The organism is Sessilibacter corallicola, from assembly GCF_021290925.1.
Classification (GTDB): Bacteria; Pseudomonadota; Gammaproteobacteria; order Pseudomonadales; family Cellvibrionaceae; genus Sessilibacter; species Sessilibacter corallicola.
Map to the genome: position 1 here is coordinate 14285 of NZ_JAJSLX010000001.1, position 24107 is coordinate 38391.

Genomic DNA, 24107 nt, shown 5'->3' on the forward strand with positions numbered 1-24107 from the left:
AGAAACCGTTTTGTAAGATCATCTATTTACCTCTGTTGTTTCATTCATGTTAGTCTAGGTTCTTGATTTACTTTGGAATTCTACAACTTATGTATTGAAATTCTCTACATTTCAATAAATATTTGAAACATCTACGAAAACCGATTCCAACTTTTTCGCCGAGATGTTAAAACATTGTACTTAACATATACGCATGCTGTTTCACTGGTAAACTATAGGTCACACCGATGAAGTTAACGCTAATTGTGGTTGAAGCCCCGGAACAGTCAAACATGGCTAACCACACAAAAGTTTTCGAAAAAAATGGCACAATCGGGCGCTCAGAAAAAAGTACGTGGGTATTACCAGATACCAAAAGGGTTTTGTCCTCAAATCATTTACACATTTCCGTTGATGGCGATCAATGCACCGTCACAGACACGAGCACCAATGGCACCTCTCTCAATGAAGCCAATAATCTATTAAGCAAACAAACACCACACCCCCTTAATAATGGCGACGTTATTATTGTCGGAGAGTACAAGTTAAAAGCCGTCATTGATCAGCCTCAACAATCTGCCGCTGCACCGTCGAACGGGTCCGTGCTCGACAACTACGACAAAACAACGTTCGCAACGAGTGAATCTGCAAGCCGGTCTCAATTGGAAAAAAATGCGGAAGGGTTAGATAAGTATTTAGATTCATCTCAACCCTCTCAACCATTAAAAGACGAACAAGGCGGATGGGCGCAAGACTTTGGAGCGTCCAACTTTGGCTCTCCAGATTTAGGGGATCAAGCCAATCTTGATCCACTCGCATCGCCTTCATCGCCGCAACAAACGCCTAATTTTGGATTCGAATCTTCAAATTCTGACTCTTTGGGACTTAATGATCAAAGAAGTGGTTTCAGTCAAGATCCATCACCACAATGGAATCAAAATGACGATTGGTGGAAAGACGGATCCTCATCGGATCAATCCCCATTAATCAACGAAAGAGTCAACAAATTTAAAGTTGAAGAGGATCCATTTGCTCGCAATCAAAGCGATCAGCAAAACCAGTTATTCGCCCCAAACACAGATAATCACGCTTTTACCGCAAATACACCTCAAGACAGTCGGAGCAACCAGCAACCGGCAGACTACTGGGGCAATAACTCAAATCAAAATCCGGCACTTGCTCCGGCAGAATCAGGTTTGGGAATCGATGACGACCAACCAGGTTTTGTTCCCAAAGCAGAATCAAGCACTACTGCTAATCCAAATGAATCGTTTGGCTTTAATTCGCCGCCCAATATTAATCAAGCGCCTGAAGCAGCACCACAATTCGATATTCCCCAACAGACCGCCTCCATAGATTCAGCACCGTCTAACGCCGAACAACAATGGTATGGCTCCGAAACAAATCAAGCCTCTTCGCCACCATTCGGACAAAATAATGCGCAGGCTCCATTTGGCGCAAACGCACAACCGGAAGCACCTCAGAATTTTTACGGCAACGACAACCCTCACGTAAATTCGCATCCGCCTCAAACATCCAGTGCGCCCTATGAAAGTTACGGCCAAAATCCGCACCCTGGAAGCGGTTATGGCAACACACCTCATCCAAACGCCAGACAGCAACACCCAGGTGCACAGTTTTCACAACAAGGAATGCCAACCCATTCAACGCACTCCCAGCAGCAAGCCCCTCAAGACAGTGCCAAAGAATTGGCCAAGTTGCTAACACTAGAATGGTCAAACGTTACCCGACCTGAAGATTTACTCTCTGACAGCGCCGCAATGATCACTGAAACCATTAGACGTTTAATGGATTTATTGCGAGCCAGAAGTGCGGTAAAAAATGAGCTTCGGGTAGAACGAACCATGATTGAGACCGTCAATAACAATCCGCTCAAATTTACCACCGACACCTCAGACGCCCTCAATATTATTTTTGAGAAGCAAGGCCGGTCTTACATGTCTCCCAAAGAAACTATTGAAGACAGTTTTGACGATCTTTCTGATCATCAAATCGCGGTGTTAGCGGGAATGCAATCGGCTTACGATGCAATGTTCCGATACTTCCACCCCAGCAATTTGGAGAGAATATTTAAGAACAAAAACAACTTGTTCTCGAATAAGAACGCTATGAACTGGGAATCATTTGTTACTCACTATGAAGAACTCGCCAATGAAAAAGAGCAGACATACGCGCGTATCTTCGGAGAACATTTTGCAGTCGCCTACGAAAAACAGCTTTCTGAACTTAAAAGCGCCCGCTCATTTACCAACCAAAATAGAAATACCTGAGGTTAACTCATGCTTTTATCGCGCACATTTTTTATTGCAGTTTTAGTACTTTTCCTCTCTGGTTGCCAAACAACACGAGAAGTACTCAATTTTGATACAGAGGCAAAGCTTAAATTCAGTGTCTCGCCTGATGTTAATCCCGATCGCGACAAAAGAGCATCACCAATTGTTTTGCGGTTATTTTTACTGACAGATCGCCGTCAATTCGATCGAGAAGACTTTTTAAATCTATTTGAAAATGCCAGCAGTCGACTCGGCAGTGATTTAGTCCGAGAAATCACCTTGAAAGAATTTGCACCTAGCGAAGAACGAATCGAAAGAATCGAGCTCACCGAAGACATCAAATACATCGGTATTATCGCAGAATTCGTCAATTACGAAGATTCAGACCCAATTGATATTGTGGAAATAAAAGAGCACAACACAAACACTTACGATATTCAAATCAATCGCTTATCAATCACTCATCGATAGATATTGATTTAAATAAACAAGGGCTTAAGGATTACCCCGTCTATGTCAGTTTCCAATAAAGTAATTTGGACTGAGGGCATGTTTTTGCGTCCTCAGCATTTTCAACAACAGGATCGTTATTTTGAAAAGTTCATCCAAGGCAAAACAGGTTCAATAGAGAACTTTCCTTGGGGGTTCACCGAACTCACTTTTGAAAATGACGCACTTGCTCAAGGGAAACTCGCGATTAGCAGCATGAGCGGGCTCTTCCCGGATGGCACGCCATTTTCCGCCCCGGAAAACGACCCACTCCCACCACCAATAGAAATTCCGGATCAAATATCCGATGCTACGGTTTTTCTTTGTATTCCCCTGAAAAGAGATGGATTTCTTGAATCGGAGTGGAATGATCAAGAATCCAGTTTAGCGAGATACAAATCGCATAATTTTGATGCTCGCAACAATACGACGGAAGCTGGCGAAACTGCTCGAATTCAAGTGGGCCGATTAAAAGCCCAAGTAAAACTCAGTACCGAAGATTTAAGTGGTTATAGCGTCCTGCCTATCGCATATATTGTTGAATCCTCGCCAGAAAAACCCGTCTTATTGGAGCGGTCTTTTATTCCGCCCGTTTTATCAACGTCCGTTTCATCAAAATTAACGTCTTTCATAGAAGAAGTTAAAGGTTTGCTAAGCAAACGTGCAGAAGCGTTAAGTCACCGCTTAGCCGATAGCGGTCGATCTGGTTCAGCGGAAATTGCCGATTATTTGCTATTACAAATAATTAACCGAGTTGAACCTTTAATAGATTGCCTCAGCCATTTACCAAGACTTCATCCGTACGAGCTTTATAAAACATTAGTGCAACTTTCTGGCGAATTAGCCACGTTTACAACCTCCAGTAAACGCCCAGAAACTTTACCACAATACAAACATAATGATTTGAAAAGCTCTTTCGACAACGTCATGGCCCCGTTAAGACAGTCTCTGAGCACCGTATTGGAACAATCTGCGATTGCATTAGAACTAGTCGAAAGAAAATTTGGTATTCATGTGGCACCGTTAACAGATCGGTCCTTAATCAGCTCGGCATTTTTTGTCATTGCAGTGAAAGCCGATATGCCAGCGGAAATTTTACGGGCTCGTTTCCCCACTCAGGCCAAAATCGCCCCAGTGGAAGTCATACGAGATTTAATAGCAACTCAGCTACCTGGTATTGCTATGCGCCCATTACCTGTTGCTCCTAGACAAATCCCTTTCCACACCGGGTACACATACTTCGAGTTACAGCGCGGCACAGAAATTTGGGAATCAATGTCTAAATCCGGTGGTTTCGCAGTCCATATCGGTGCTGATTTCCCAGGCTTAACAATGGAACTTTGGGCAGTAAGGAATTAATTTATGTCTGATCAAACGGTTATCGTTCCTACACCTGGTGGTGTTCCCAATTCGCCGGGTCCAAACCCAGGCAATGCCGGGATGCATTCTGCGGAGGTGCCTTCATTTAATACAAACATTAAGGTACAAACTGCAATTAACCCTATCGTTCTTGCGGCCAGTAATCTGCTTAATGTAGTCGTAAAATTAAAAACTGAAATAAACCTTCAAGATGTGCAAGACCTGCACAGAAAACTGGGCCAAGAACTTCAGACATTCGACCAAACACTGCGCCAGAAAAATATCGACGAAGAACAAATCATTCGCGCCAGATACCTTCTGTGTACCGTTATTGATGAAACCGTTCTTAACACACCTTGGGGAAGGAACAGCCCTTGGAGCAGCCATTCTCTGCTGAGTATTTTTCACAAAGAAACCTTCGGTGGCGAACGGTGTTTTATGGTGCTTCAAAAGTTACTAGAAAACCCCGGTAGAAACCTAGACCTACTCGAATTGAATTACCTTTGTTTAAGTTTAGGGTTCGAAGGTAAATTTCGTGTTGAGCAACGCGGATTGGAACAGCTCGAGTTAATCAGAGACAACCTCTATCACACCATCGAAAAACACAAACCCGGCTTTAATGCGGATTTATCCGATAAATGGCAAGGTCTCAAAACCAAAGAAAAAAGCTTAACTCAATACATTCCTTTGTGGGTGATTTTAAGTTTTGCGTTAATGATATTGGTGTTTATTTATATCGGATTTAGAGTCTGGATATACAACGATACACAACCCATTACAGAGTTATTAAATAACGAACTCACTGTAAATGCGGTTGAAGTACAAAACAATACAAACAATTAAACCTCACACTACTTTTTAAAGAGATTGCCAAGGAAGCGCTTTATATGAATCGTTTGCGTTCTCTCGTTGTTAACCGTTGGTTCATCGGACTCATCGGAATTACAGCCCTATCACTACTCATATGGTTTGGGCTGGGCTATATCAAATTTGGTAGCGAAAATACGGTTGTCAGCCCAACCGCTAGGCTGATTATCATTGCCTTAATTGTCGTACTTTGGATAGTAATCAACCTTACAATTACCATCGTCAATTTAAAACGCAATCAAGGTCTGGTTGAAGATATGGCTGAGGAAGAAGAACCTCCAGCCAATCCCGACGAAGAGCGAGCTTCCGAAGAAATCGCTGCAATCTCTTCCCGTTTTAACTCTGCTCTAAGCACGTTAAAAAAAGCAAAGTTCAAGGGAAAGAATGGTACAAAATCGCTCTACCAGTTGCCTTGGTACATCATTATTGGTCCTCCCGGTTCCGGTAAAACAACTGCGCTCATCAATTCAGGGCTTCACTTTCCTCTAGAACAAGAATACGGAAAAGAATCCATTGGTGGGGTCGGCGGAACACGAAATTGCGACTGGTGGTTTACCAATGAAGCCGTTCTCATAGACACTGCCGGACGTTACACAACCCAAGACAGTCACCGTGTTATTGATAACACCGCGTGGAATAAATTCTTGGGTATGCTCAAACGTTACCGAAAACGCCGTCCTATCAACGGAGTTATGCTTGTTGTCAGTATGCTGGAGCTAATGTCTACCACACCAGAACAACAACGTCACCAAGCTAAAACCATCCGAACTCGAATTGAAGAACTGCAACAGAATTTAGGCATTCGTTTTCCTATTTACATGACGTTCACTAAAACGGACTTAGTTGCCGGTTTTAACGAATTTTTCAGCACACTTTCTCAAGCAGAACGCGAACAAGTGTGGGGAATGAGTTTCGATTCAGAACAAGCGCAATTTGCAAGCAAGAATTTAAGTGAATTCTCTTCTGAATACGCAAAACTTATCGAGCGCCTGAACGAAAGAGTACTTCTTAAAGTTCATCAAGAACGCAACGTGGATCGACGCAACTTAATACTTAACTTTCCACAACAAATGGAAAGTATGTCTTACGTATTAAACGACTTTTTAACTCAAGTCTTCGAACCCAACAATTACGCCACAACGCCAATGTTGCGCGGCGTTTACTTTACTAGTGCGACACAAGAAGGCTCGCCCATCGACCGAATGATGTCGTCCGTTTCGGCATCATTTAATCTTGAGCGAAAACAATCAGTTGTCCAACAAAATACCGGTAAAAGCTACTTCTTAACACGCCTACTCAATGATGTTGTTTTCCCAGAGTCTGAATTAGTTGGCGTAAACAAAAAAGTTGAAAAAGCTACTCAGTGGTTCCGTCGTGGCACCTTTGCCACAATGGCTATTGCGTTGGTGGGTTCAACGGTAACCTGGGTGGGTACAGCAACATCGAGCCGATCGGCCATGTCGGAAGTTAGAGATAACTTAGGCACCTACCGATCAGCAGCCGTTGAAAATCCTGAGCCGAAAACACCTCAACAAGCGTTAAAAGTTATCGACCCGCTTTACCAAGCGTCTCTTATTTACGACAGCGACGAACACGGTTGGCTTAATAACTTAGGTATGTACGATACCAACGTAGATAACGCAGCAGACAATCTATTCGAAGACAAACTCGCTTCAGTTTATATGCCTGCCATCGCTCGCGATCTAGAAGTCAAACTTGAGAACACCAATGCACAAGATGGAAACTTGGCAAAATACCTTGAGGTGTACCTCATGTTGTTTGATACCGAACGCCAAGATCGTGACTATATCAACGAATTCATGACCCGAATGTGGGATCAAGAATTTAAAAATGACGAAGAAACACGCGTAAATCTTGCGAGAAATCTAACACTTGCTCTCGAACAAGACACGATTATTACCGACAAATCGCTCAACGAAAGAGTTGTTTCTCGAAGCCAAAATAAATTGAGAAACATACCTCTAGCAGAACGGTTGTACTCGGTTCTTAAAGTACGCCCAGACATGAACCAATCATTTGATATCTACCGAGATATTGGCAGTGATTCCGCCAAAACATTTGGTTTGTCCGATCAAGATTCGGTGTTTTTCGTACCTAAGCTATTTACGGCCCAAGGTTACAAAGATGTTGATGTAAGCCCAAATTCCAAACTTATTAAAGAATTAAAAGAGGACCTTTGGGTATACGGAACAGAAGAAGATGACAGTAATTCTTCTGTAGATTTAGAGCGAGTTAGCCAAGATTTAGAAAGGCTTTACACCTCTGAATACACTCTTTATTGGCAGGATTATTTAAACAAATTTAAAATACAGAAGTTTTCATCCATCCGTGACGGCGTCGCAACATTGGGTAAACTCTCGGATCCGGTTTATTCACCACTATCAGCAATTGCCGATATTGCCGCTGAAAATACCGATATCGTGAAAAATGAACGCCGCAGAATTCCTTCTACTGGCAGTATTCGAATTCCCGTAAGCAATCAAGCTCGCGCGGTTGGCAATGCCGCGGCAGGTGCAATCAATGATGCCATTGAGAAACACAACCCGCCGACACCGATGGACATTCGCTTTGCTGAACTGCACAAAGTGTCATTCCCGCTCAACGACGCACCGCCTGTGGCTAAAGAGTACTTAACCTCAATTGCGGCCGTGCATCAGTTTTTTGTGGAACTCGACAGCTCGCCAAGCCCTACACAATCTTCCTTCGATTACGCCAAAGCAAGATTCCAAGGCTCGTCAAACGACGCTATTCAAACACTTTACTACCAGTCAGAACGAGCGCCAGAGCCCTACAAAACTTGGTTGAAAGACATTGCAGATAACAGCTGGAGCGTCGTCGTTGCAAACGCACATCAACACTTAAACAATGTCTGGCAGGCGCAGGTTTATAACACCTACGACCGAACCTTGAGAAACAAATACCCATTGGTTTCAAACAGTTCTCGAGAATCCTCAATGCAGGATTTCAACGAGTACTTCGGCCCCGGTGGTCATTTACAGAACTTCATCAACGATTCCGTAAAACCCTTTGTTAATACTAACAATTGGCGTCAGCGTAGCGTTAACGGCCGCTCGATTGGTTTAAGCAATGAAGCTATTCGACAATTCAGACAAGCAGAAACAATAAGAAAGGCATTTTTTGCAAGTGGCAACAATGCGTCGTTCAGTTTTAAAGTAAAAGCCGATCAGCTAGACCGTGGTGTTCGTTTATTTACTTTCGAAACCGGCAGTTTCTCTTACGAATATTCTCATGGACCGCGGGTTACCAAATCCATTGACTGGGTAGGCGGTGAAAGCTCCAGAGCTCGAATTATATTCGAAGATTTAAATCAAGAGTCCCACCAAGAAGCCTTTGAAGGCGACTGGGCTCTGTTTAAATTATTAGATGATTCTGAAATCAGTAATCGAGGCAACTCGTCAGAAAAAGTTGTCCGCTTCCTAACCTCAGGCAGAACTGCAGAATTTGTATTTACACCTGACGACAGCGTATCACCGTTGGATATTTCAATTATAAGAAAATATCGAGCGCCGTCGTCACTCTAGAAATAAAGACTGAGCCTACCGCCATCTGTTTTTAGTTGGCGGTAGGCTCATAGATAAAAACACATCAAGAACTATCAAATATAAAAGTCTGAGTATATTGCATGCAACAATCGGTCGGAATTTTTGGAAAACTGCCAGCACACGGTGATTTTATTGACCGAGGTTTGCCATCGTCTTTTATCTCCATTTGGGATGAGTGGCTACAACGATGCATTTCCTCTAGCCAATCGAGGCTTGGCAATCAGTGGTTAGATTACTACCTTGTCGCCCCTATCTGGCGATTCGTATTGACGAATGGTGTCATCGACAACAATCAATATATCGGCATTGTTATGCCCAGCGTGGACAGCGTTGGTCGTTATTTTCCCCTTACCATTGCTCACAAAATACAAGCATCGGAAAATCCGTTTATCGCTTTATCCGAACCTTCATGGTTTCAGCATGCAGAAAATACAGCCATTAATGCACTCAATCATCGAGAAAACATTGACGACATGTTTCGTCAACTCCAAGGTGTAAAGCCCAACGCTCAAAACAACACTCAGGCAAACTTTCAGAATCAACGCGGGCAGTATGCTTTTCTTTCCATCAATGCATATACCTTTACAGATTTATACTCCGAGCTTTTATTCAAATCACGACTAAATGATATGCCGGCCTTCTCCCTTTGGCATCAGAATAACCAAAATGAAAGTCATAAATATTTTGAAAGTGCCGGTTTACCAAGCCCCGACGTATATACGATGATGATTTCTGGGTCTTGGTGAGATGATTAATATTAAAAATTGCACTAAAACAATTAGTACGAAAGAGATTTAAGCAACGAAATGTTAAATCAGTGTATTTGTTATGTTCTAGGACTGATTTTTTTCTTAAACTGCATACTATCGCTACGTTGAGAGAACCAATAAATAACGCACAAGGATTGCTTTTAGATGTCACAATACAGTTTTAATTTGGAAGAACTTCTGACGCCCATTGAAGGTGAAAAGCCAGAAGGTAACGACATCCGCTTGGACTCCTCTGTCCAATCAAGCTATTACACCATCAAAGATGCTCGTAATGGCGCACGTGCATTAGAAAGAGAGCATCAATTCGATGCCGACGTCGACCTCCTATCGCCTTGGTACACGGTCGCTGAACTTGCCGAACAGATACTTAAGAACGAATCGAAAGATTTAGAAATCAGCGCATGGTTTGCAGAAGCATTGGTTCGAATTGACGGTATTCATGGCTTAAAAAACTCCATCGAACTGATCAATGGCGTCGTGGAAAACTTTTGGGAAGGACTCTACCCAGAACCCGATGAAGATGGACTGGAAACCAAGGTTGCACCTATTTCTGGATTAGGGGATGGCCCGAGAGGGACTCTATTAGCGCCCATGCGCTCCATGCCCGTAACCCAAGATTTAACCGGCGAGGAATTCACCTTTTGGCAGTACCAACAAGCTCGTGATGCCTCAAAAATTACTGACGAAAAAGAACGCCAATCCCGTTTTGAAACAATGGGATATTCCTTTGAAGACGTTGAAAATGCGATTAAAGCTTCGGGAGCCGAGTATTATATTTCTCTAGTAGACGCTTTAGAGACAACCGCAGAAACCTATAAAACGCTCAACAATACCTTAAGAACACACTGCGGTGCCGACGCTCCACCCAGCAGCCAAATCAGTAAATTACTAGAAGAGTTGGTTCGCACCACGCGCTTCTTAAGCCAAGATTTAATAGACGCCTACAATGCGCAACAAGCTGCCACAGCCGCTGTTGAAGATTCCCCAATCGAATCCAGCTCAGATGTTGCCGCTGTAAATTCTAACGCAACAGCTACGGTACAAATCAGCCAAGCACAAGTACCGGTAGGTGCAATTACAAACAGAGAAGATGCCCTAAAACAGCTTTCTCTTATTGCCGATTATTTTCGTATGTACGAACCCCACACGCCCTTGGCCGCAACGCTCGATCGCGCAGTCCAGTGGGGACGTATGACACTACCAGAATTGATTATGGAATTAATTCCAGATCAAACAGCAAAAGCTCTCTACTCACAACTAACCGGAGTAATTACCGATGGTTCTTCAACAGAAAAATATATACCTCCACCCCAGGTGACCCCTACAAGCTCAAGTAATCAAACCACTGAACCCGTTGCGGAAGCACCTGCGGCGCCGGAAACAAGCGCACCGCAAAGTCCTGAACCACAATCCTCAAACACTAATTTAGGTTGGTAGTAGAGAGCCAATTTTTTAACGAATTTTAATGGAAGGATAAAACTATGTCTGAAAGTATCCATAACAAACTCAAAAGAGTTCGTAAACCACGTGTACACATCACTTACGATGTCGAAACTAACGGTGCAGAAGTTAAAAAGGAATTGCCTTTTGTTGTCGGTGTAATGGGTGACTATTCAGGTGACAATACCGAAGCAAAGCGCCCTTTAAAAGAACGTAAATTTGTACAGATCGACCGCGACAACTTTAACGAAGCAATGGGCAAAGTTAATCCTAAGCTTGGACTTAAAGTTGAAAACACGCTCGCTGGCGACGGTTCTACTATGGGAATCGACCTAGAGTTCAATAAAATGGACGATTTCACACCTGAAGCTCTCGTTGATCAAGTAGAGCCACTGAAAAAACTTTTAGAAGCACGCAATAAACTGAAAGACCTCTTAAGCAAAGCAGACCGTTCGGAAGAATTGGAAACTGTGCTTGAAAAAATTCTACAAAATACAGACGAAATTGCTCAAATTTCCGGTCAGCTAACCCCTTCAGAAGATAAAGGAGAATAACGTGACTACAGAAACTAGTGAAAATAGTGCTCTAGAGACGGAAGAACAGTCCGTTAGTCTGTTGGATCAAGCTATTGGCGCGACCAAACAAACAGAATCCAATGAAGTTAAAGACCTAATTGCCAACCTAACGGATAAAGCGTTAGACGGCACATTAACGTGGGATAAAAATTTAACTCACACCATCAATAAAGCCGTAAGCGCAATTGACGAAGCAATGTCACGTCAATTGTCTGCAATTATGCACGATGAAAAGTTCCAAAAGTTAGAAGGTTCCTGGCGCGGACTGAACCATCTGATCATGAACAGCGAAACCGGCACCACGCTTAAAATCAGAATGTTGAACTTGTCTAAACGCGAACTTTTCCGCGACTTAGATAAAGCGGTTGAGTTTGACCAAAGCCAAACCTTTAAAAAGATCTACGAAGAAGAATTTGGTACTGCTGGTGGTGAACCTTACGGTGCAATGATTGGTGATTTTGAATTTACCAGTCACCCAGAAGACATCGAATTACTCTCAAAAATGTCTAACGTTGCAGCAGCGGGTTTCTGCCCATTCATCTCCGCTGCCGGCGCTGGCATGTTCGGTTTTGACTCGTACACTGAGCTGTCTAAGCCTCGCGATCTAGGCGGTATTTTTGATACCCAAGAATACATCAAATGGCGCAGCTTCCGTGATTCAGACGATTCACGTTTCGTAACCTTGGTAATGCCTCGTACACTTTCGCGCTTACCGTACGGCGCAAATACCAAGCCTGTCGAATCATTCAATTTTGAAGAATTTGAAACCGATGAATCAGGTTACTCAAAAGACACGGACCACGATAAGTACTGCTGGATGAATGCCGCTTATGTTATGGGTACAACCTTAACAAAAGCATTCTCAGAATATTCATGGTGTACCGCCATTCGCGGTGCTGAAGGTGGCGGTAAAGTTGAGGGCTTACCTACTCATCTATTCAAAAGCGATGACGGTGACGTTGACCAAAAATGTCCAACCGAAATCGGTATTACCGACCGTCGTGAAGCTGAGTTAAGCGCTCAGGGTTTCTTGCCATTATGTCACTATAAAAATACCGATTACTCTGTATTCTTTGGTGCGCAAACTTCTCAGAAACCAAAGCATTACGACAATCCAGATGCAACCTCCAACTCCGAAATTTCGGCTCGACTACCCTACTTGATGGCAACTTCTCGTATCGCTCATTACTTAAAAGTAATGGCGCGCGACAAAGTAGGTTCGTTTATGGAAGCGAATGACTGTGAGCGTTGGTTAAACCAATGGATTAAGCAATACACTAACTCCAACCCTGAAGCGAGTGCTGAAATGAAAGCCAAATATCCTTTGGCTGAAGCGCGAGTGGAAGTTAAGGAAATTCCTGGTCAACCAGGTTCTTACAGTGCCGTTGCTTACTTGAAGCCTTGGTTACAAATGGAAGAATTAACCACTTCTATGCGTATGGTTGCTAATATTCCAAGCCCAGGTTAATCCATACTCCCCCAATTACCACCTCTTCTGAGGTGGTAATTCCTTCCCTCCAAGCGTTCTTTATTGTCTCTCAAGCTGTTTAATTACACGCACAATTTTCCAAACAACTGATTAAAAGATAAAAACAACTTAATGGCTAATATAAGAACGGCTAAATCTCACAGCGTTAACTGCACAAGAACTACAAATTAACAAAGGGAAAGAGAGCAAAAACAGGTAAGAGTGAAAAAGGACTCAGGAACAATAAAAATAGAAGGGAATCAGCGGTATTAACCGCCGATCAATACTGTTGGAAAACCGACAACAATCTTACCGCCATGCGCCGTACTGTCGGTCATACGAGCCGCTGGCTTTCCGCAAATCATCACCGTACCACTTCCTGAGGCAACAGAATCTGGCGGTCCAACACAGACACAAGTGCTACCCACAGTTGCGGAAGGTAAGCCACCAATAATAACGGTAGGCCCCCCTGGTGTAACAATAGGACCGCCAACATGTGGAACTGGCCCAGGGTTGGTTGCGGGACATACGTGCATATCAGTAATTCGTGCAGCTGGCTTGCCCATTCTAATCTCCGTTATCTGAATGATTCACAGCGCCTAAAATTGTATTGTTACAAGACTTACTAATATAGTGCAATCATTTAATCGGGAATCGCACGATATCCGTCAACTTAGCCGCATATTAGACTGAAATTAATTACCGTCTTGGGGAAAGACTTTTCAACCAAAGCCAAACACCAGAAATCACCAAAACAGATAATAAAATAGCCGATAAATCCATAATCAGCACACCGAAACTTCCCAATATACGCCCAGAGTGAATATCCAAAATAAAACGCTCAAGGCTGATTGCTTGGCCAATATAATTTTGCTGCCAAGACGTTAGCAGTTCATTGGGGGCCGAAGCTTGCTGAATAGGCTCATACAAGTCGGGTTTTGTTTGTTGCCAAGACAATTCATTAATATCAATTAAAAAGTGGCTATTTTCCGACACTAAACACGGAAGCTTGTCACAAGCTCCCGCGCCAGAAATAGGTGTAGGAAGCTGGTATAAATCACCGATTCTCTCCACTAACTCACCTTCACTGGAAACTAACAGCATCTCATTCTGGCAAACCAGTGCGAACAAATTCTCAGCAGTCAGTGTTACTACTCCCACCAGGGCCCCGTTACATCCGGGTAATGTACTTTCATTGAAATAAATTTGTTGATCGAGCTGACCAAACCAATGATTAGAAGTGCTAAAACTGGTAATTACGGGCTTTTCGATACCGTATAAAGACAATATTGCGGAGTTTTGGATATTGATGCCATCAAGATCCAGGGAATCAGTATGATTTAATAAGATACCGGTAATAGAGAGAAGAACAACAAAAACAGCAATAGCGACCCCGAATCGTCTGTGCCATTGCCACACAAAACGACGAAGTCTAAATTGTTTTTTATTGCGAGAAGGAAGTTGAATCCGATTATTCACTAGCAAGTTGCGCAAATTCAGTGTGTTGATGACAATACAGAGCTAGTGTCGTGACCTTCTTTAAGGCTCGCACAGATAAGGTGGCGCCTGTGATTCCATCAATGTGTTTATCAAGCTGCCATTTAGATTTCTTTTGCTCCAAGCGAACATCACTGAACTGAGAGGTAAAAAACGGGTATCTCACTTCCCCACCCCGTGACTCGCGATACTCCATTATCTGTACTTGTTCGATTGCACCGGCATTAACAACCACACCAACGGTAATCGGTAGCTCTTTACCAATTTCTTCGAACATCCACGCAGTTTTTGCACCCTCTCCCCAATACCTAATTCTAAGATTAGGAAACTTACGGTGCATTATTTTTTCAATTTCCGCGCGCAGCTCTTTTCCTACCCACAGGGTTTGCCATTTTAATTCCTGGCCAGGAAAAGCCTTTTGATGGAATTCTTCCACACTCATGTAACTTCCCTTCTGTGCGGAAGCCGATGAGGAGAAAAATAATATCGTAGCAAAAATAAATACAAACGTTCTCATAGTAAATCAGGCAACTCTTTTAACGAGAAAAAGGCGCAGAGCGCCTTTTTCGATATTACCGCGTCTTCAACTTAGAAAGACCAACCTACACCGAGGTTAAATGCGTCGGCTTCATCGCCTTCACCCACGGAGTCGGTGTAATCCGCTTTAAGAACAACAGTTGGGTATAACCAATAGTTTAAACCATAATCATAGGCTTCGAAATCACGGTCAGTTCGATTACCACGATCCCACTCACTGTAGCGTACGAAGAAACCAAGCTTGCTATTGATTTTGTAAGATGGCTCGATGTACCAACCTTCGAGTGAATCTGCATCAGCATCTTCGAAATCGTCACCGTCGATGTCCCAGCCAGCCCAAAGTGCACGGAAACCGAAGCCTTCAGATTGGTAAGCAACGTGTGCGGTGGTCAAGAATGCGCCCGCGTCATCCGCTGCTGCACCTTGAGTGATTTCTTGCTGGTATTGGAATGAAGTAGCCACTTCAAGACCTGGAACACCGGTGTATTTTAGGCGACCAGTGAATGCCAAATCTTCTGCGTTTGCCTCAGCACTCTTCTGACGACCGCTGCGGATACGGAATGCGCTACCACCATCGACTGGCACTTCAAGACCACTGTGAATAGCAGCGTTATAGGTCAAGCCAGGAGCAACTTCACCAATCAACTGAATACCAGTTTCCCACCAAGTTGCAGGAAGAACTTCAGATTCAACACGGTTACGCTCAGTACCGTAGAAGGTATCTGGCTCGTGAGTTTCATTGATGATACCAACAGGAATCAAGAATTGACCAAACTGAACACTGTGGTTTTTGTGGAAATCCCACTGAATATAAGCTTGCTCTAGTTCTACTTCACCCGGCTCACCTTCACCGGTAACACCGTGTTCTAGTTCAAACTCAGAGAAGAAACGAATGTCGTCTGAGAATTGATGCGCGATGTACAACACGTAACGGTGTGCATCGATTTGATCATCACCATCTTCAAAATGGTTGAAGTGGTGCTCAGCGTAGCCACCTAATGAAGTCTTTTGAGCCCACGCGGCCAAAGAATTGTCTGCGAATGCAGCGCCACTATCTACTGCTTCTGCGGTTGCCTCAACTTTTACATCGAGTGATTCAACTTTAACAGAGGTAGTATTAAGTTGTTGTTTTAGCTTGGAAATTTCAGCTTGCTGAGCTTGAATTAGCTGCCACATTTCTTCAACGGAGGGTGCTTTATCCTGAGCGTTCGCTACAAAAGGCATTGCACCTATAACAGCGCTAAGAACAATTTTCTTCATTATGAGAGCTTCTCTAAGGTGGTTTAAACATAATTTTTAATAAGATTGATTATTATTATCCATATTTTTCTTAATTGATAAAGCTTATTGTTATATTTTTTGTTCTAAAACAAACCCGCTGAATAAAATTAATACTCATCGAGCCAAAATCATCAAATTTTGATCAAATAAGGCTCAAAAAAGAATTAATATTCCAAAATTTACGGCAATAAACGGAGTATCGAGTAGAAAGCGGAGGCAAAAATAAAACGGGCCGATTGGTTAAATCAGCCCGTCAAATTTAAGAAGAGAGATGTGTCAGAATAATTAAACAATAAGAATAAAATTTAGGATAATTTATAAATAAATTCGCCCTCTTCATCCACCTCTATTCTCACATGATCAATTGGTTCTTCCGCTGCCATTTTATCCAAACAGTTAGAAGCCAATTCTGGTAACAATGTTTTATTGAGTATGTTTTCAATATTGCGAGCACCAATATCCGATTCTTGGCAGCGCGCAACAATGTGCAGTAAAACATCTTCGTGGTAGCTGAATTGCGCACCGTAATGATTGGACACACGCTTCTTGATTTTATTGAGATTAATCTCGGCGATTTTCATGAGATTCTCATCGTCCAGAGGATAATAAGCAATCACATTGGCGCGGCCCAAGAAAGCAGGTTTGAATGACTGAAGTAAATGCGGACGAATATTATCCAGCAAAACATCAGGCTCAGGTTTTTCTTCAACCTGCTGCATGATTGCACGAATAGCGTCTTCACCCGCGTTAGAAGTCATAATAATTACGGTGTTTTTAAAGTCGATATCTCGGCCTTCACCGTCTTTTATCGTGCCTTTATCGAACAAATTATAGAAAACGTCTTGCACACCTGGGTGCGCCTTTTCCATTTCATCCAACAAAATTACCGAGTAAGGTTTTCGTCGAGCTGCTTCGGTTAGCACACCGCCTTCACCATAACCAACGTATCCTGGAGGCGAGCCAAGCAGCATGGAAACTTTATGCTCTTCTTTAAATTCCGACATATTGATGGTTGTGATATTTTGCTCACCACCAAACAATTCATCAGCCAGTGCTAATGCCGTTTCCGTTTTACCAACACCACTGGTACCGCATAACAAAAACACACCAACCGGTTTTCTAGGATCGGTCAAACCAGCTCTAGACGTGCGAACTGCCTGTGCGATTGCGTCTAAGGCGTGTGGTTGACCAATCACGCGTTGTTGTAATTTTTCTGATAACGTCTGAATGGCCTGAATTTCATCAGAAACCATTTTTCCTACTGGAATACCGGTCCAATTTGCGATCACTTCCGCAATCGCTTGTTCATCCACGCATGGGTGAACCAGCGGAGAAGCACCTTGAATCGCTTTTAACTCTATTTGTAGATCGTTGAGTGAAGCAATTAACTCGTCTACGGATTTTTCTGGGGATTTTTCTGAATCTGAGTTATCCAACTCAGCTTCCGCATTTTCGTTATTTCTCAGCGCGTCGATCTCAGCGCGAATCTCATTGGTTTTATTAATGACTTCGTTTTCTTTCGCCCGCTGTGATTCCAACTGAGACAGAGTTGCTTGATCTTGTTCTATTTCAAGACGCAACTCTTGGAGAGAATCTGTGTGTTGCTGAGTCTCAAACTGTTCTTTTTCAAGCGATGCAATTGCACGTTCAGCAGATTCAATTCGTCGTGTTGCCTGCTCGATTAACGCCGGAGTGGAAGACTGGCTCAAAGCCACGCGTGCGCACGCGGTATCGAGTAAGCTGACAGATTTATCCGGCAGTTGTCGGCCAGTAATGTAACGTTGCGACAACTTCACCGACGCGACAATCGCCTCGTTGAGAATTCTCACTTTGTGGTGATTGGCCAAAGACGTGCTGATGCCACGCATCATATCGATAGCGGTATCGATATCCGGCTCTTCGACCTTAACCACCTGGAATCGACGCGTCAGCGCAGGATCGCGCTCGAAGTATTTTTTGTATTCCGCCCAAGTTGTCGCGGCAATCGTTCTTAATTCACCACGAGCCAGTGCAGGTTTAAGCAGATTGGCTGCGTCGCCCTGCCCTTCTTTACCACCGGCACCGATCATTGTGTGGGCTTCATCAATGAATAAAATAATGGGCACAACCGATGCTTTTACTTCTTCAATGACAGACTTAAGGCGATTTTCAAACTCACCTTTCACACTCGCGCCAGCTTGCAATAAACCCAAATCCAACGTTCGAACCACCACGCCTTGCAAGGCACTAGGAACATCTTTATTGGCAATACGTAACGCAAAACCCTCAACCACCGCTGTTTTACCAACGCCAGCTTCACCGGTCAAAATCGGGTTGTTTTGACGACGACGGGTTAAGATATCGATGCACTGACGAATTTCTTCATCGCGACCTAAGACGGCATCAATTTCACCGTTTTGAGCTTTTTCAGTGAGGTTTACTGTGTATTTATCAAGCGCCGGTGCTTTTGACGCTTTCACTGCATCCAGAGCGCCAGGATCCGATACAGCTTCCGTGATGTTGGATGATTCCGTAGTCATGCCCACAACCACTCGCGCAGTTTCACGCAGTGATTCTGGAGCAATATCTTTTAGAGATGGACAACTTTGTAGGATTTGCTGACGAGAAATTTCTTCGAGGAACAGCGCCGCAAATACATGAGCCGAGGTTAGAATCGGCTGGCCAAATTCAACCGAAGCCAACATCCAGGCATTTTTACAGCAATCCACAATCGTTGGAGAAAGCGCTGCTGGACGAGAACTTCCTGATTTAAACTTACCAATCGAATTAGCCAGCTGTTTCGCAAATTGAGATTTATCGATGTCGTATTTTTCTAACAAAAGACCGACATCATTATCGCCATCATCCAACAGTTTTAGCAGCCAGTGTTCCAGCTCAACGTTGTAATGAGTTAAATTAATGCAAAGACCTGCAGCACCTTCCAATGCGTCTCGCAATGCGGGCGACATTTTGTCGACCAAAGACTTTAAGTTTACGTTTATCATTTTCACATCCTGCTTGTGCGGAATTTTACGTTAATTGTTATTGCACGAGCGGCAAACTCTCGCTCGGCGAATGGATATCTTGAGAAAGCACAACGCTTTCTCTTTCGTTGCTTGAGTAATCACTGGCTCGCAAGCGCGTATTCCAACCCAACAACGGTTCGGTACTTTCACTCAATTGTGTTTCGTAATAGGTATCTGTCGGCAAGATAATCTCAATGGCAAATTCAAACTCTGAACCACACACGAACTTCAGCATAGACTGCAATTCCATCAGGGTTTTAGAACCGGGCGCAAGGCGCTCGTAGTTTTTATTCTGATCGCCATCGATAACAACACTGAACTTGCCCTGAGTATTATAGCAACGTCGTCCCAACAAGGTATTTTGCCCGAGAATATTGTTCTGCCCTTTTGGCACTTCAGCACCGGGTAATCGCGTTAACAAATCCTCGGGTAACTCTTGCCACTGACAAACAAACTGTTTTATTTCACTGTCAAAACCAAATTGATGCTTAATAATTTTAGCAATGCCTTCGGCGGTAACCGTAGGCCGCGAAATAAATCCAGCGCAACTAATTAATGTCTCGTCAGAAAAAATCTGGCGGTACATTAATTCTTCAGTTCCTAAACCCAGTAACGACAACAAACTGTGAGTGACTACGTCTCGCTTATGTTGATGCGTGCGTTTTGAACGCTCGTAATTTACCGGTAATTGATACTTTGCCCACGATTGATAAAACAGAGAAACCGCTCGGTGCTCAATAAAATTGATAAAATCAACCAAGTCGGTATTTTTTCGTCTCAATTCCAGTAACACAGACTCAGAAAAGTACTGTGGCATTACGCCTTGGCTACCGACCAACCCCAAAATCGAGACCGTCATCTTCCAGGCTGCGCGATCGTCTTCGGTTAACTGAGGATCAATAAATTCAAGCTTTTGTATGTCGCTGGCATTAAACGATAATTTAGGATTATTTTTAAAATACACCAGCTCATCGTTATAGCGAGCCTTTAAACCCGGCGCAAGCTTGCCTTCTCCCAGGTTTTTTTCTGGACTGGTGGAAGACAATTCCAACAATCGTACCGCCTGAAAAAACTCAAATAAGTACGGTTTTTCTCGAAGCAAATCCGAAATCATAACAGCACTTTGTCTCCCGCTCTGGGCGGCCATTTTTTCAATATACCGTCTCGACCACTCATACGAACCACAACACGGGTAAAGGAGTTAATGGATACGTACAAACCACAAAAACGCTCTAACACGCTCGAAAATATAACCGGGCTGGTACCTGACAGCAGTACAGGGTCCAGCAAAAATTCAACTTCAACACCGCGCGACATCACCGTTAAACCTTGCACCTGAATAGGCGCGGTTATCGCTTTGGTGTGCACTTGCAGTACAGAATCAATCAGCTTTCTTGTGCTCGCCGAATCTTTAAAATCGTACAAACGCAGAATTTCTTTTAAAGCAGACTCAGAGTCATCGATTCCACCCAACGATAAATGATTTAAATTTAGGTGCGAAATCAAGCGCCAATAAGCGCGTTCTTTTTTGGCCGGGCGAATAGCTTGCGTTGGTGGCACCACACAAGAAATTCTTTCCACCGGAATTTCTCCGTCCACGTCCGAAAGATACGGCTGATTATTCCCTGTCGGAAGCTTACGTGGCATGTTACGGTTTGTACACGTTAACGAAATGTTAAGGGTTTGATCCTGTTGTTGTATTGGACTGAAATCCAAATCCACCAATGACAACTCAACGTCTGAGGCAATTTCATTTAAGTGATCGCCTTCGAGATTATCCGTTCGACTGGCAAACCAAAACGCATTGCCTTGCCCGCGCGTATGATTGGGCCCGTAAAAAGGCAGGTATTGAGTTTTGATGTTGTCCGAGGTGAGCCCAATAACATCATCCACGCTATAAACTTCAAAACCTTTTTTGTAGCGCGCATCCGGCACTAACGGGTATTTATATTTCTTTTGCGTCAACGCAATGGGATCGGCGGTGTGTTTAAACAAATTAACCGCCGGAGAACAATGTAAGGAAAATGAATTGGCATCGGTTTGATGCTCAAGCTCAGAATTAGTGTCGGATAAATAAATGTATATATCGAGATTATCGGAATAGCGATCGCCCAAATACTGACCGATGTCTTTTAAATCCAAAAAGCCAAACTTTTCAGGGAAACAGAAAAATTCCGTCAACAATCGATAAGCAGAGGATGAATTCGACGGAAAATCCAGTAATCGATGTTCTTCGTCAAAACCCACTTGTTGGATTAAATCGGGACCGATAAACAGTGGATTAGTATCGTCATCGCCAGTAGCAAGGACAATTTTCAGGGATTTTTGGAGAATAAGATCGTACAACGGGTACGAAAACTGCGGCAAACCTTTCAAATAAAACCGTAAATTCTGAATACCCAACTCAGAAATATTGAGTTTTTCGCTCAACGGTTTGATTTGTAATTTAAGAATGGCCGCCGCACCTGGCACCGAGTTTGAACCAGGAGCAATAAAAGGCCGGGCCATTAATTCGGCTTCAGAAATCTTGATGGGGTACAATTCTGTGTCGTAACACGTCGTGAATCGGCAGGTATTGCCGTCAAATTTTTCACTTTCTAAAATTCTACCACGCGGCACAAACGCGGCTTTATCGAGTGCTAACGACGGCTCGAAATTAACCATACACAGCGATGGAATCGGCCGTAAATAATGCGGATACAGGGTTTCTAAAACGGCGTCGGTAAGCTCTGGAAAATCATCACTGAGTTTTTGTTGCACTCGCGCATTTAAGAACGCAACGCCACTCAATAATCGCTCAACCAGCGGGTCTTCAACGGTATCTTCGTTTAGCTGCAATCGAGAAGCAGCAGCTGGGTGCTTTTTGGCAAAATCCGCAGCGGCTTGGTGCAGAAACGCTAATTCGGATTCATAATGGGTGAGTAAACTGTCAGTCATTAACCAACCTCAGCGACGTTAACGGTTTGCGTAATGGGGTTGAGCGAAGAATCAAAAACAATAATTTCAGGCGCTGGGCTTGAATGGATTTCGGCCTCAATTTGGAAACGAATATTGGGTTCTTCTGGATCGAGCTTGCCAACCGTTGATACTTTCACGGATTTAATTCGCTTTTCATACGTAAGAATGCATTGCCGAATTTGTGCGCAAAAACGTTTGCGGTTTTCAATTGACATTAAATTTACCGAAGAAATATCCGGCAACCCCAAATTCAGCAACGAGCTTTGCAAATGCTCAAATTCTTCCGGCGGCGCAAGACAGCAAAATCGAGTATTAAGTAAATTCTCCAAATCGCGGCGAACACTCTCGCGCATCTGTGTATTCATTAAATAGTGTTGATCACTGTCGTCATCGGCAATGAGGCGATCAAACAACGGAGTGAGTAATTTTTTGTCAGCCATCTTACAAAGCCTCTCGCGATCCGCCGATATTCAAGGTCGTGGTGAGTTTGAGTTCTGAAACCAAATGGTCCACCGTGTAGTGGGTTTTTAAATGGATGATACTTTGGTAATTTCCCGGCGATCTGGGATCATCCATGACCGAAACCCGCGCTTCTCGCAATGGGTATCTGGCCAACGACTCCCACGGTAAATCCTCGCGGCCGGTGGAATAACCATTGAGCCATTGCTGTAAATGTCGCTCACAGTCTTTGGCGCTTTTATAAGAACCAATTTTGTCTCTGATAATGATTTTGATGTACTGAGCAAAACGCGAGGCACACAACATTTGTTGCAATAACGAACTGATGCGAGCGTTAGCGGTGGCGGACTTTTTGGTGTAAATCTTCGGCTTTTGAATTGAAGGAATGCTGTGAAAGGAGCTGAAACCGGTATGCATGCAGTGGCACAAAGGAATTAAACCCAGCTCACTTAATTCGTGCTCTAAGGTATCGGTGATCAAGGTTGACGTTGTCATCAACGGCATATGATCACCCGAGTCGGTACGTTGGTATTGCTTTGGAAAATCAATCACCAAACCACCCGATAAACTGTCTCTCGGTGCACCGCGAATGTGCGCAAACCAACCAACGTCAATAAATTCTCGAATTAAAACAACCCCAAGCGCAAATACCGCATTGCCCCACAGGTATTTACTGCTGTCTGGGCCATCGACACATTCGTTGTAGTGAAGTTTAGCTTTGGGAAATTGATAATCTTCGTGGGGCGTGCGCATTAAAATACGCGGCAGAGCCAAGCCAATAAAGCGAGAATCTTCCATATCGCGAAGGCTTTGCCAGCGAGTGTATTCTTTCTCTAAAAACAATTCTGAAAGGCGAATATGAGCGCCAAGTTCGTCGTAGCTGTCTAAGCCAAACAGCTCAGGTTTAACACTGCAAATAAACGGACAGAACGCAGCCGCAGCCACTTGGGCAATGCCTTTTAAAGTGTTGATGTCGTCGTGGGGGTGATCTGCGGTGGGGCGGTGAGTAACGTCGTAATTGCCGAGCAAAATACCAATAGGTTCGCCACCTGCGATACCAAATTCTCGGTTATACACCAACTCGAACAGCGCCGATTGATCGAAATCTGGTGAGCGCTCAATGTCGCGGGTAACTTCACGCCAGCTGATATCCAAAAAGCGAACTTTAACTTTTTTGCTGTTCGCACTGGCTTCGGTCAAACGCTGCAAACCGTACCACGCAGCTTCTAACTTTTGGAATTTATCGCTGTGCAATACTTCATCAAGCTGTTCTGAAATTAAACGGTCTATCTGGGCAATCCACCGAGATATGCGTGTCACAACGTCGCTTTTGCACTTAGCTTCAGTAATTCGAACAATATCTGAAAAGTCGAAATAACCGTCGTAATCAGGGCTATTAAATATAGCACTGAGAAAATCGTCGTAGTCATTCGAACTGACGTGTGAATCTTGATTGAGTGAACTCAAATTTAGTAATCCTTACCGAAGAATCTATTTTGAATACTTATAAAAAGACTCGTTTCCACATTATTTTGGCATTTATAA

Annotated in this window: 18 protein-coding genes; 9 read left to right on the forward strand and 9 right to left on the reverse strand. The window is 43.5% G+C overall.

What is annotated here, in order from left to right:
- The first annotated feature begins 227 nt into the window (after positions 1-227).
- From tagH to tssC (LU361_RS00085), 9 genes are all read left to right on the forward strand, one after another.
- Complete coding sequence (gene tagH, locus LU361_RS00045; RefSeq protein ID WP_233086265.1) at positions 228-2270, forward strand: type VI secretion system-associated FHA domain protein TagH; 2043 nt, start codon at positions 228-230, stop codon at positions 2268-2270.
- A gap of 9 nt (positions 2271-2279) precedes the next feature.
- Positions 2280-2744, forward strand: coding sequence for a type VI secretion system lipoprotein TssJ (gene tssJ, locus LU361_RS00050; RefSeq protein ID WP_233086266.1), 465 nt, complete (start codon positions 2280-2282; stop codon positions 2742-2744).
- Positions 2745-2786: 42 nt separating this feature from the next.
- Complete coding sequence (gene tssK / locus LU361_RS00055; RefSeq protein ID WP_233086267.1) at positions 2787-4121, forward strand: type VI secretion system baseplate subunit TssK; 1335 nt, start codon at positions 2787-2789, stop codon at positions 4119-4121.
- Positions 4122-4124: 3 nt separating this feature from the next.
- Positions 4125-4964, forward strand: a complete 840-nt coding sequence (gene icmH / locus LU361_RS00060) for a type IVB secretion system protein IcmH/DotU (protein WP_233086268.1) — start codon at positions 4125-4127, stop codon at positions 4962-4964.
- A gap of 44 nt (positions 4965-5008) precedes the next feature.
- Entirely contained in the window at positions 5009-8551 is a 3543-nt protein-coding gene (tssM, locus tag LU361_RS00065) for a type VI secretion system membrane subunit TssM (protein ID WP_233086269.1), read from the forward strand.
- A 101-nt stretch (positions 8552-8652) separates the two neighbouring features.
- The gene (gene tagF / locus LU361_RS00070) at positions 8653-9318 is read left to right on the forward strand and encodes a type VI secretion system-associated protein TagF (protein WP_233086270.1); all 666 of its coding nucleotides are present in this window, start codon (positions 8653-8655) and stop codon (positions 9316-9318) included.
- A gap of 168 nt (positions 9319-9486) precedes the next feature.
- On the forward strand, positions 9487-10779 hold the full coding sequence (tssA, locus tag LU361_RS00075; protein WP_233086271.1) for a type VI secretion system protein TssA: 1293 nt from the start codon (positions 9487-9489) through the stop codon (positions 10777-10779).
- Positions 10780-10823: 44 nt separating this feature from the next.
- A complete protein-coding gene (tssB, locus tag LU361_RS00080) occupies positions 10824-11336 on the forward strand; it encodes a type VI secretion system contractile sheath small subunit (RefSeq protein ID WP_233086272.1) in 513 nt (170 codons plus the stop codon).
- Position 11337: 1 nt separating this feature from the next.
- Positions 11338-12825 (forward strand): type VI secretion system contractile sheath large subunit, encoded by a 1488-nt coding sequence (gene tssC / locus LU361_RS00085; RefSeq protein ID WP_233086273.1) that lies wholly within the window; start codon positions 11338-11340, stop codon positions 12823-12825.
- 269 nt (positions 12826-13094) lie between these two features.
- On the opposite strand, the gene LU361_RS00090 is transcribed toward tssC (LU361_RS00085), so the two are convergent.
- From LU361_RS00090 to tssC (LU361_RS00130), 9 genes are all read right to left on the reverse strand, one after another.
- Positions 13095-13391 (reverse strand): PAAR domain-containing protein, encoded by a 297-nt coding sequence (locus tag LU361_RS00090; protein WP_233086274.1) that lies wholly within the window; start codon positions 13389-13391, stop codon positions 13095-13097.
- 133 nt (positions 13392-13524) lie between these two features.
- Positions 13525-14304, reverse strand: coding sequence for a PepSY domain-containing protein (locus LU361_RS00095; protein ID WP_233086275.1), 780 nt, complete (start codon positions 14302-14304; stop codon positions 13525-13527).
- Entirely contained in the window at positions 14297-14764 is a 468-nt protein-coding gene (locus tag LU361_RS00100; protein WP_233086276.1) for an FMN-binding protein, read from the reverse strand. The genes LU361_RS00095 and LU361_RS00100 overlap by 8 nt, the downstream gene beginning before the upstream one ends.
- A 146-nt stretch (positions 14765-14910) precedes the next feature.
- Positions 14911-16119 (reverse strand): porin, encoded by a 1209-nt coding sequence (locus LU361_RS00105; protein ID WP_233086277.1) that lies wholly within the window; start codon positions 16117-16119, stop codon positions 14911-14913.
- Positions 16120-16445: 326 nt separating this feature from the next.
- The gene (tssH, locus tag LU361_RS00110) at positions 16446-19124 is read right to left on the reverse strand and encodes a type VI secretion system ATPase TssH (RefSeq protein ID WP_233086278.1); all 2679 of its coding nucleotides are present in this window, start codon (positions 19122-19124) and stop codon (positions 16446-16448) included.
- A gap of 37 nt (positions 19125-19161) precedes the next feature.
- Complete coding sequence (gene tssG, locus LU361_RS00115) at positions 19162-20259, reverse strand: type VI secretion system baseplate subunit TssG (RefSeq protein WP_233086279.1); 1098 nt, start codon at positions 20257-20259, stop codon at positions 19162-19164.
- The gene (gene tssF, locus LU361_RS00120) at positions 20256-22082 is read right to left on the reverse strand and encodes a type VI secretion system baseplate subunit TssF (RefSeq protein ID WP_233086280.1); all 1827 of its coding nucleotides are present in this window, start codon (positions 22080-22082) and stop codon (positions 20256-20258) included. Before tssF ends, tssG begins: the two co-directional genes overlap by 4 nt.
- The gene (gene tssE, locus LU361_RS00125; protein WP_233086281.1) at positions 22082-22543 is read right to left on the reverse strand and encodes a type VI secretion system baseplate subunit TssE; all 462 of its coding nucleotides are present in this window, start codon (positions 22541-22543) and stop codon (positions 22082-22084) included. The genes tssF and tssE overlap by 1 nt, the downstream gene beginning before the upstream one ends.
- Position 22544: 1 nt before the next feature.
- A complete protein-coding gene (gene tssC, locus LU361_RS00130; RefSeq protein WP_233086282.1) occupies positions 22545-24029 on the reverse strand; it encodes a type VI secretion system contractile sheath large subunit in 1485 nt (494 codons plus the stop codon).
- Between the last annotated feature and the right edge of the window lie 78 nt (positions 24030-24107).

Bases quoted from the DNA above. Each gene is read 5' to 3' on its own strand.
- tssM (WP_233086269.1), top strand. From the start codon at position 5,009: ATGAATCGTTTGCGTTCTCTCGTTGTTAACCGTTGGTTCATCGGACTC.
- LU361_RS00100 (WP_233086276.1), bottom strand. From the start codon at position 14,764: ATGAGTGTGGAAGAATTCCATCAAAAGGCTTTTCCTGGCCAGGAATTA.
- tssF (WP_233086280.1), bottom strand. From the start codon at position 22,082: ATGACTGACAGTTTACTCACCCATTATGAATCCGAATTAGCGTTTCTG.
- tagF (WP_233086270.1), top strand. From the start codon at position 8,653: ATGCAACAATCGGTCGGAATTTTTGGAAAACTGCCAGCACACGGTGAT.
- tssH (WP_233086278.1), bottom strand. From the start codon at position 19,124: ATGATAAACGTAAACTTAAAGTCTTTGGTCGACAAAATGTCGCCCGCA.
- tssB (WP_233086272.1), top strand. From the start codon at position 10,824: ATGTCTGAAAGTATCCATAACAAACTCAAAAGAGTTCGTAAACCACGT.
- tssJ (WP_233086266.1), top strand. From the start codon at position 2,280: ATGCTTTTATCGCGCACATTTTTTATTGCAGTTTTAGTACTTTTCCTC.
- icmH (WP_233086268.1), top strand. From the start codon at position 4,125: ATGTCTGATCAAACGGTTATCGTTCCTACACCTGGTGGTGTTCCCAAT.
- LU361_RS00090 (WP_233086274.1), bottom strand. From the start codon at position 13,391: ATGGGCAAGCCAGCTGCACGAATTACTGATATGCACGTATGTCCCGCA.
- tssE (WP_233086281.1), bottom strand. From the start codon at position 22,543: ATGGCTGACAAAAAATTACTCACTCCGTTGTTTGATCGCCTCATTGCC.
- tssK (WP_233086267.1), top strand. From the start codon at position 2,787: ATGTCAGTTTCCAATAAAGTAATTTGGACTGAGGGCATGTTTTTGCGT.
- tagH (WP_233086265.1), top strand. From the start codon at position 228: ATGAAGTTAACGCTAATTGTGGTTGAAGCCCCGGAACAGTCAAACATG.
- tssA (WP_233086271.1), top strand. From the start codon at position 9,487: ATGTCACAATACAGTTTTAATTTGGAAGAACTTCTGACGCCCATTGAA.
- LU361_RS00105 (WP_233086277.1), bottom strand. From the start codon at position 16,119: ATGAAGAAAATTGTTCTTAGCGCTGTTATAGGTGCAATGCCTTTTGTA.
- tssG (WP_233086279.1), bottom strand. From the start codon at position 20,259: ATGATTTCGGATTTGCTTCGAGAAAAACCGTACTTATTTGAGTTTTTT.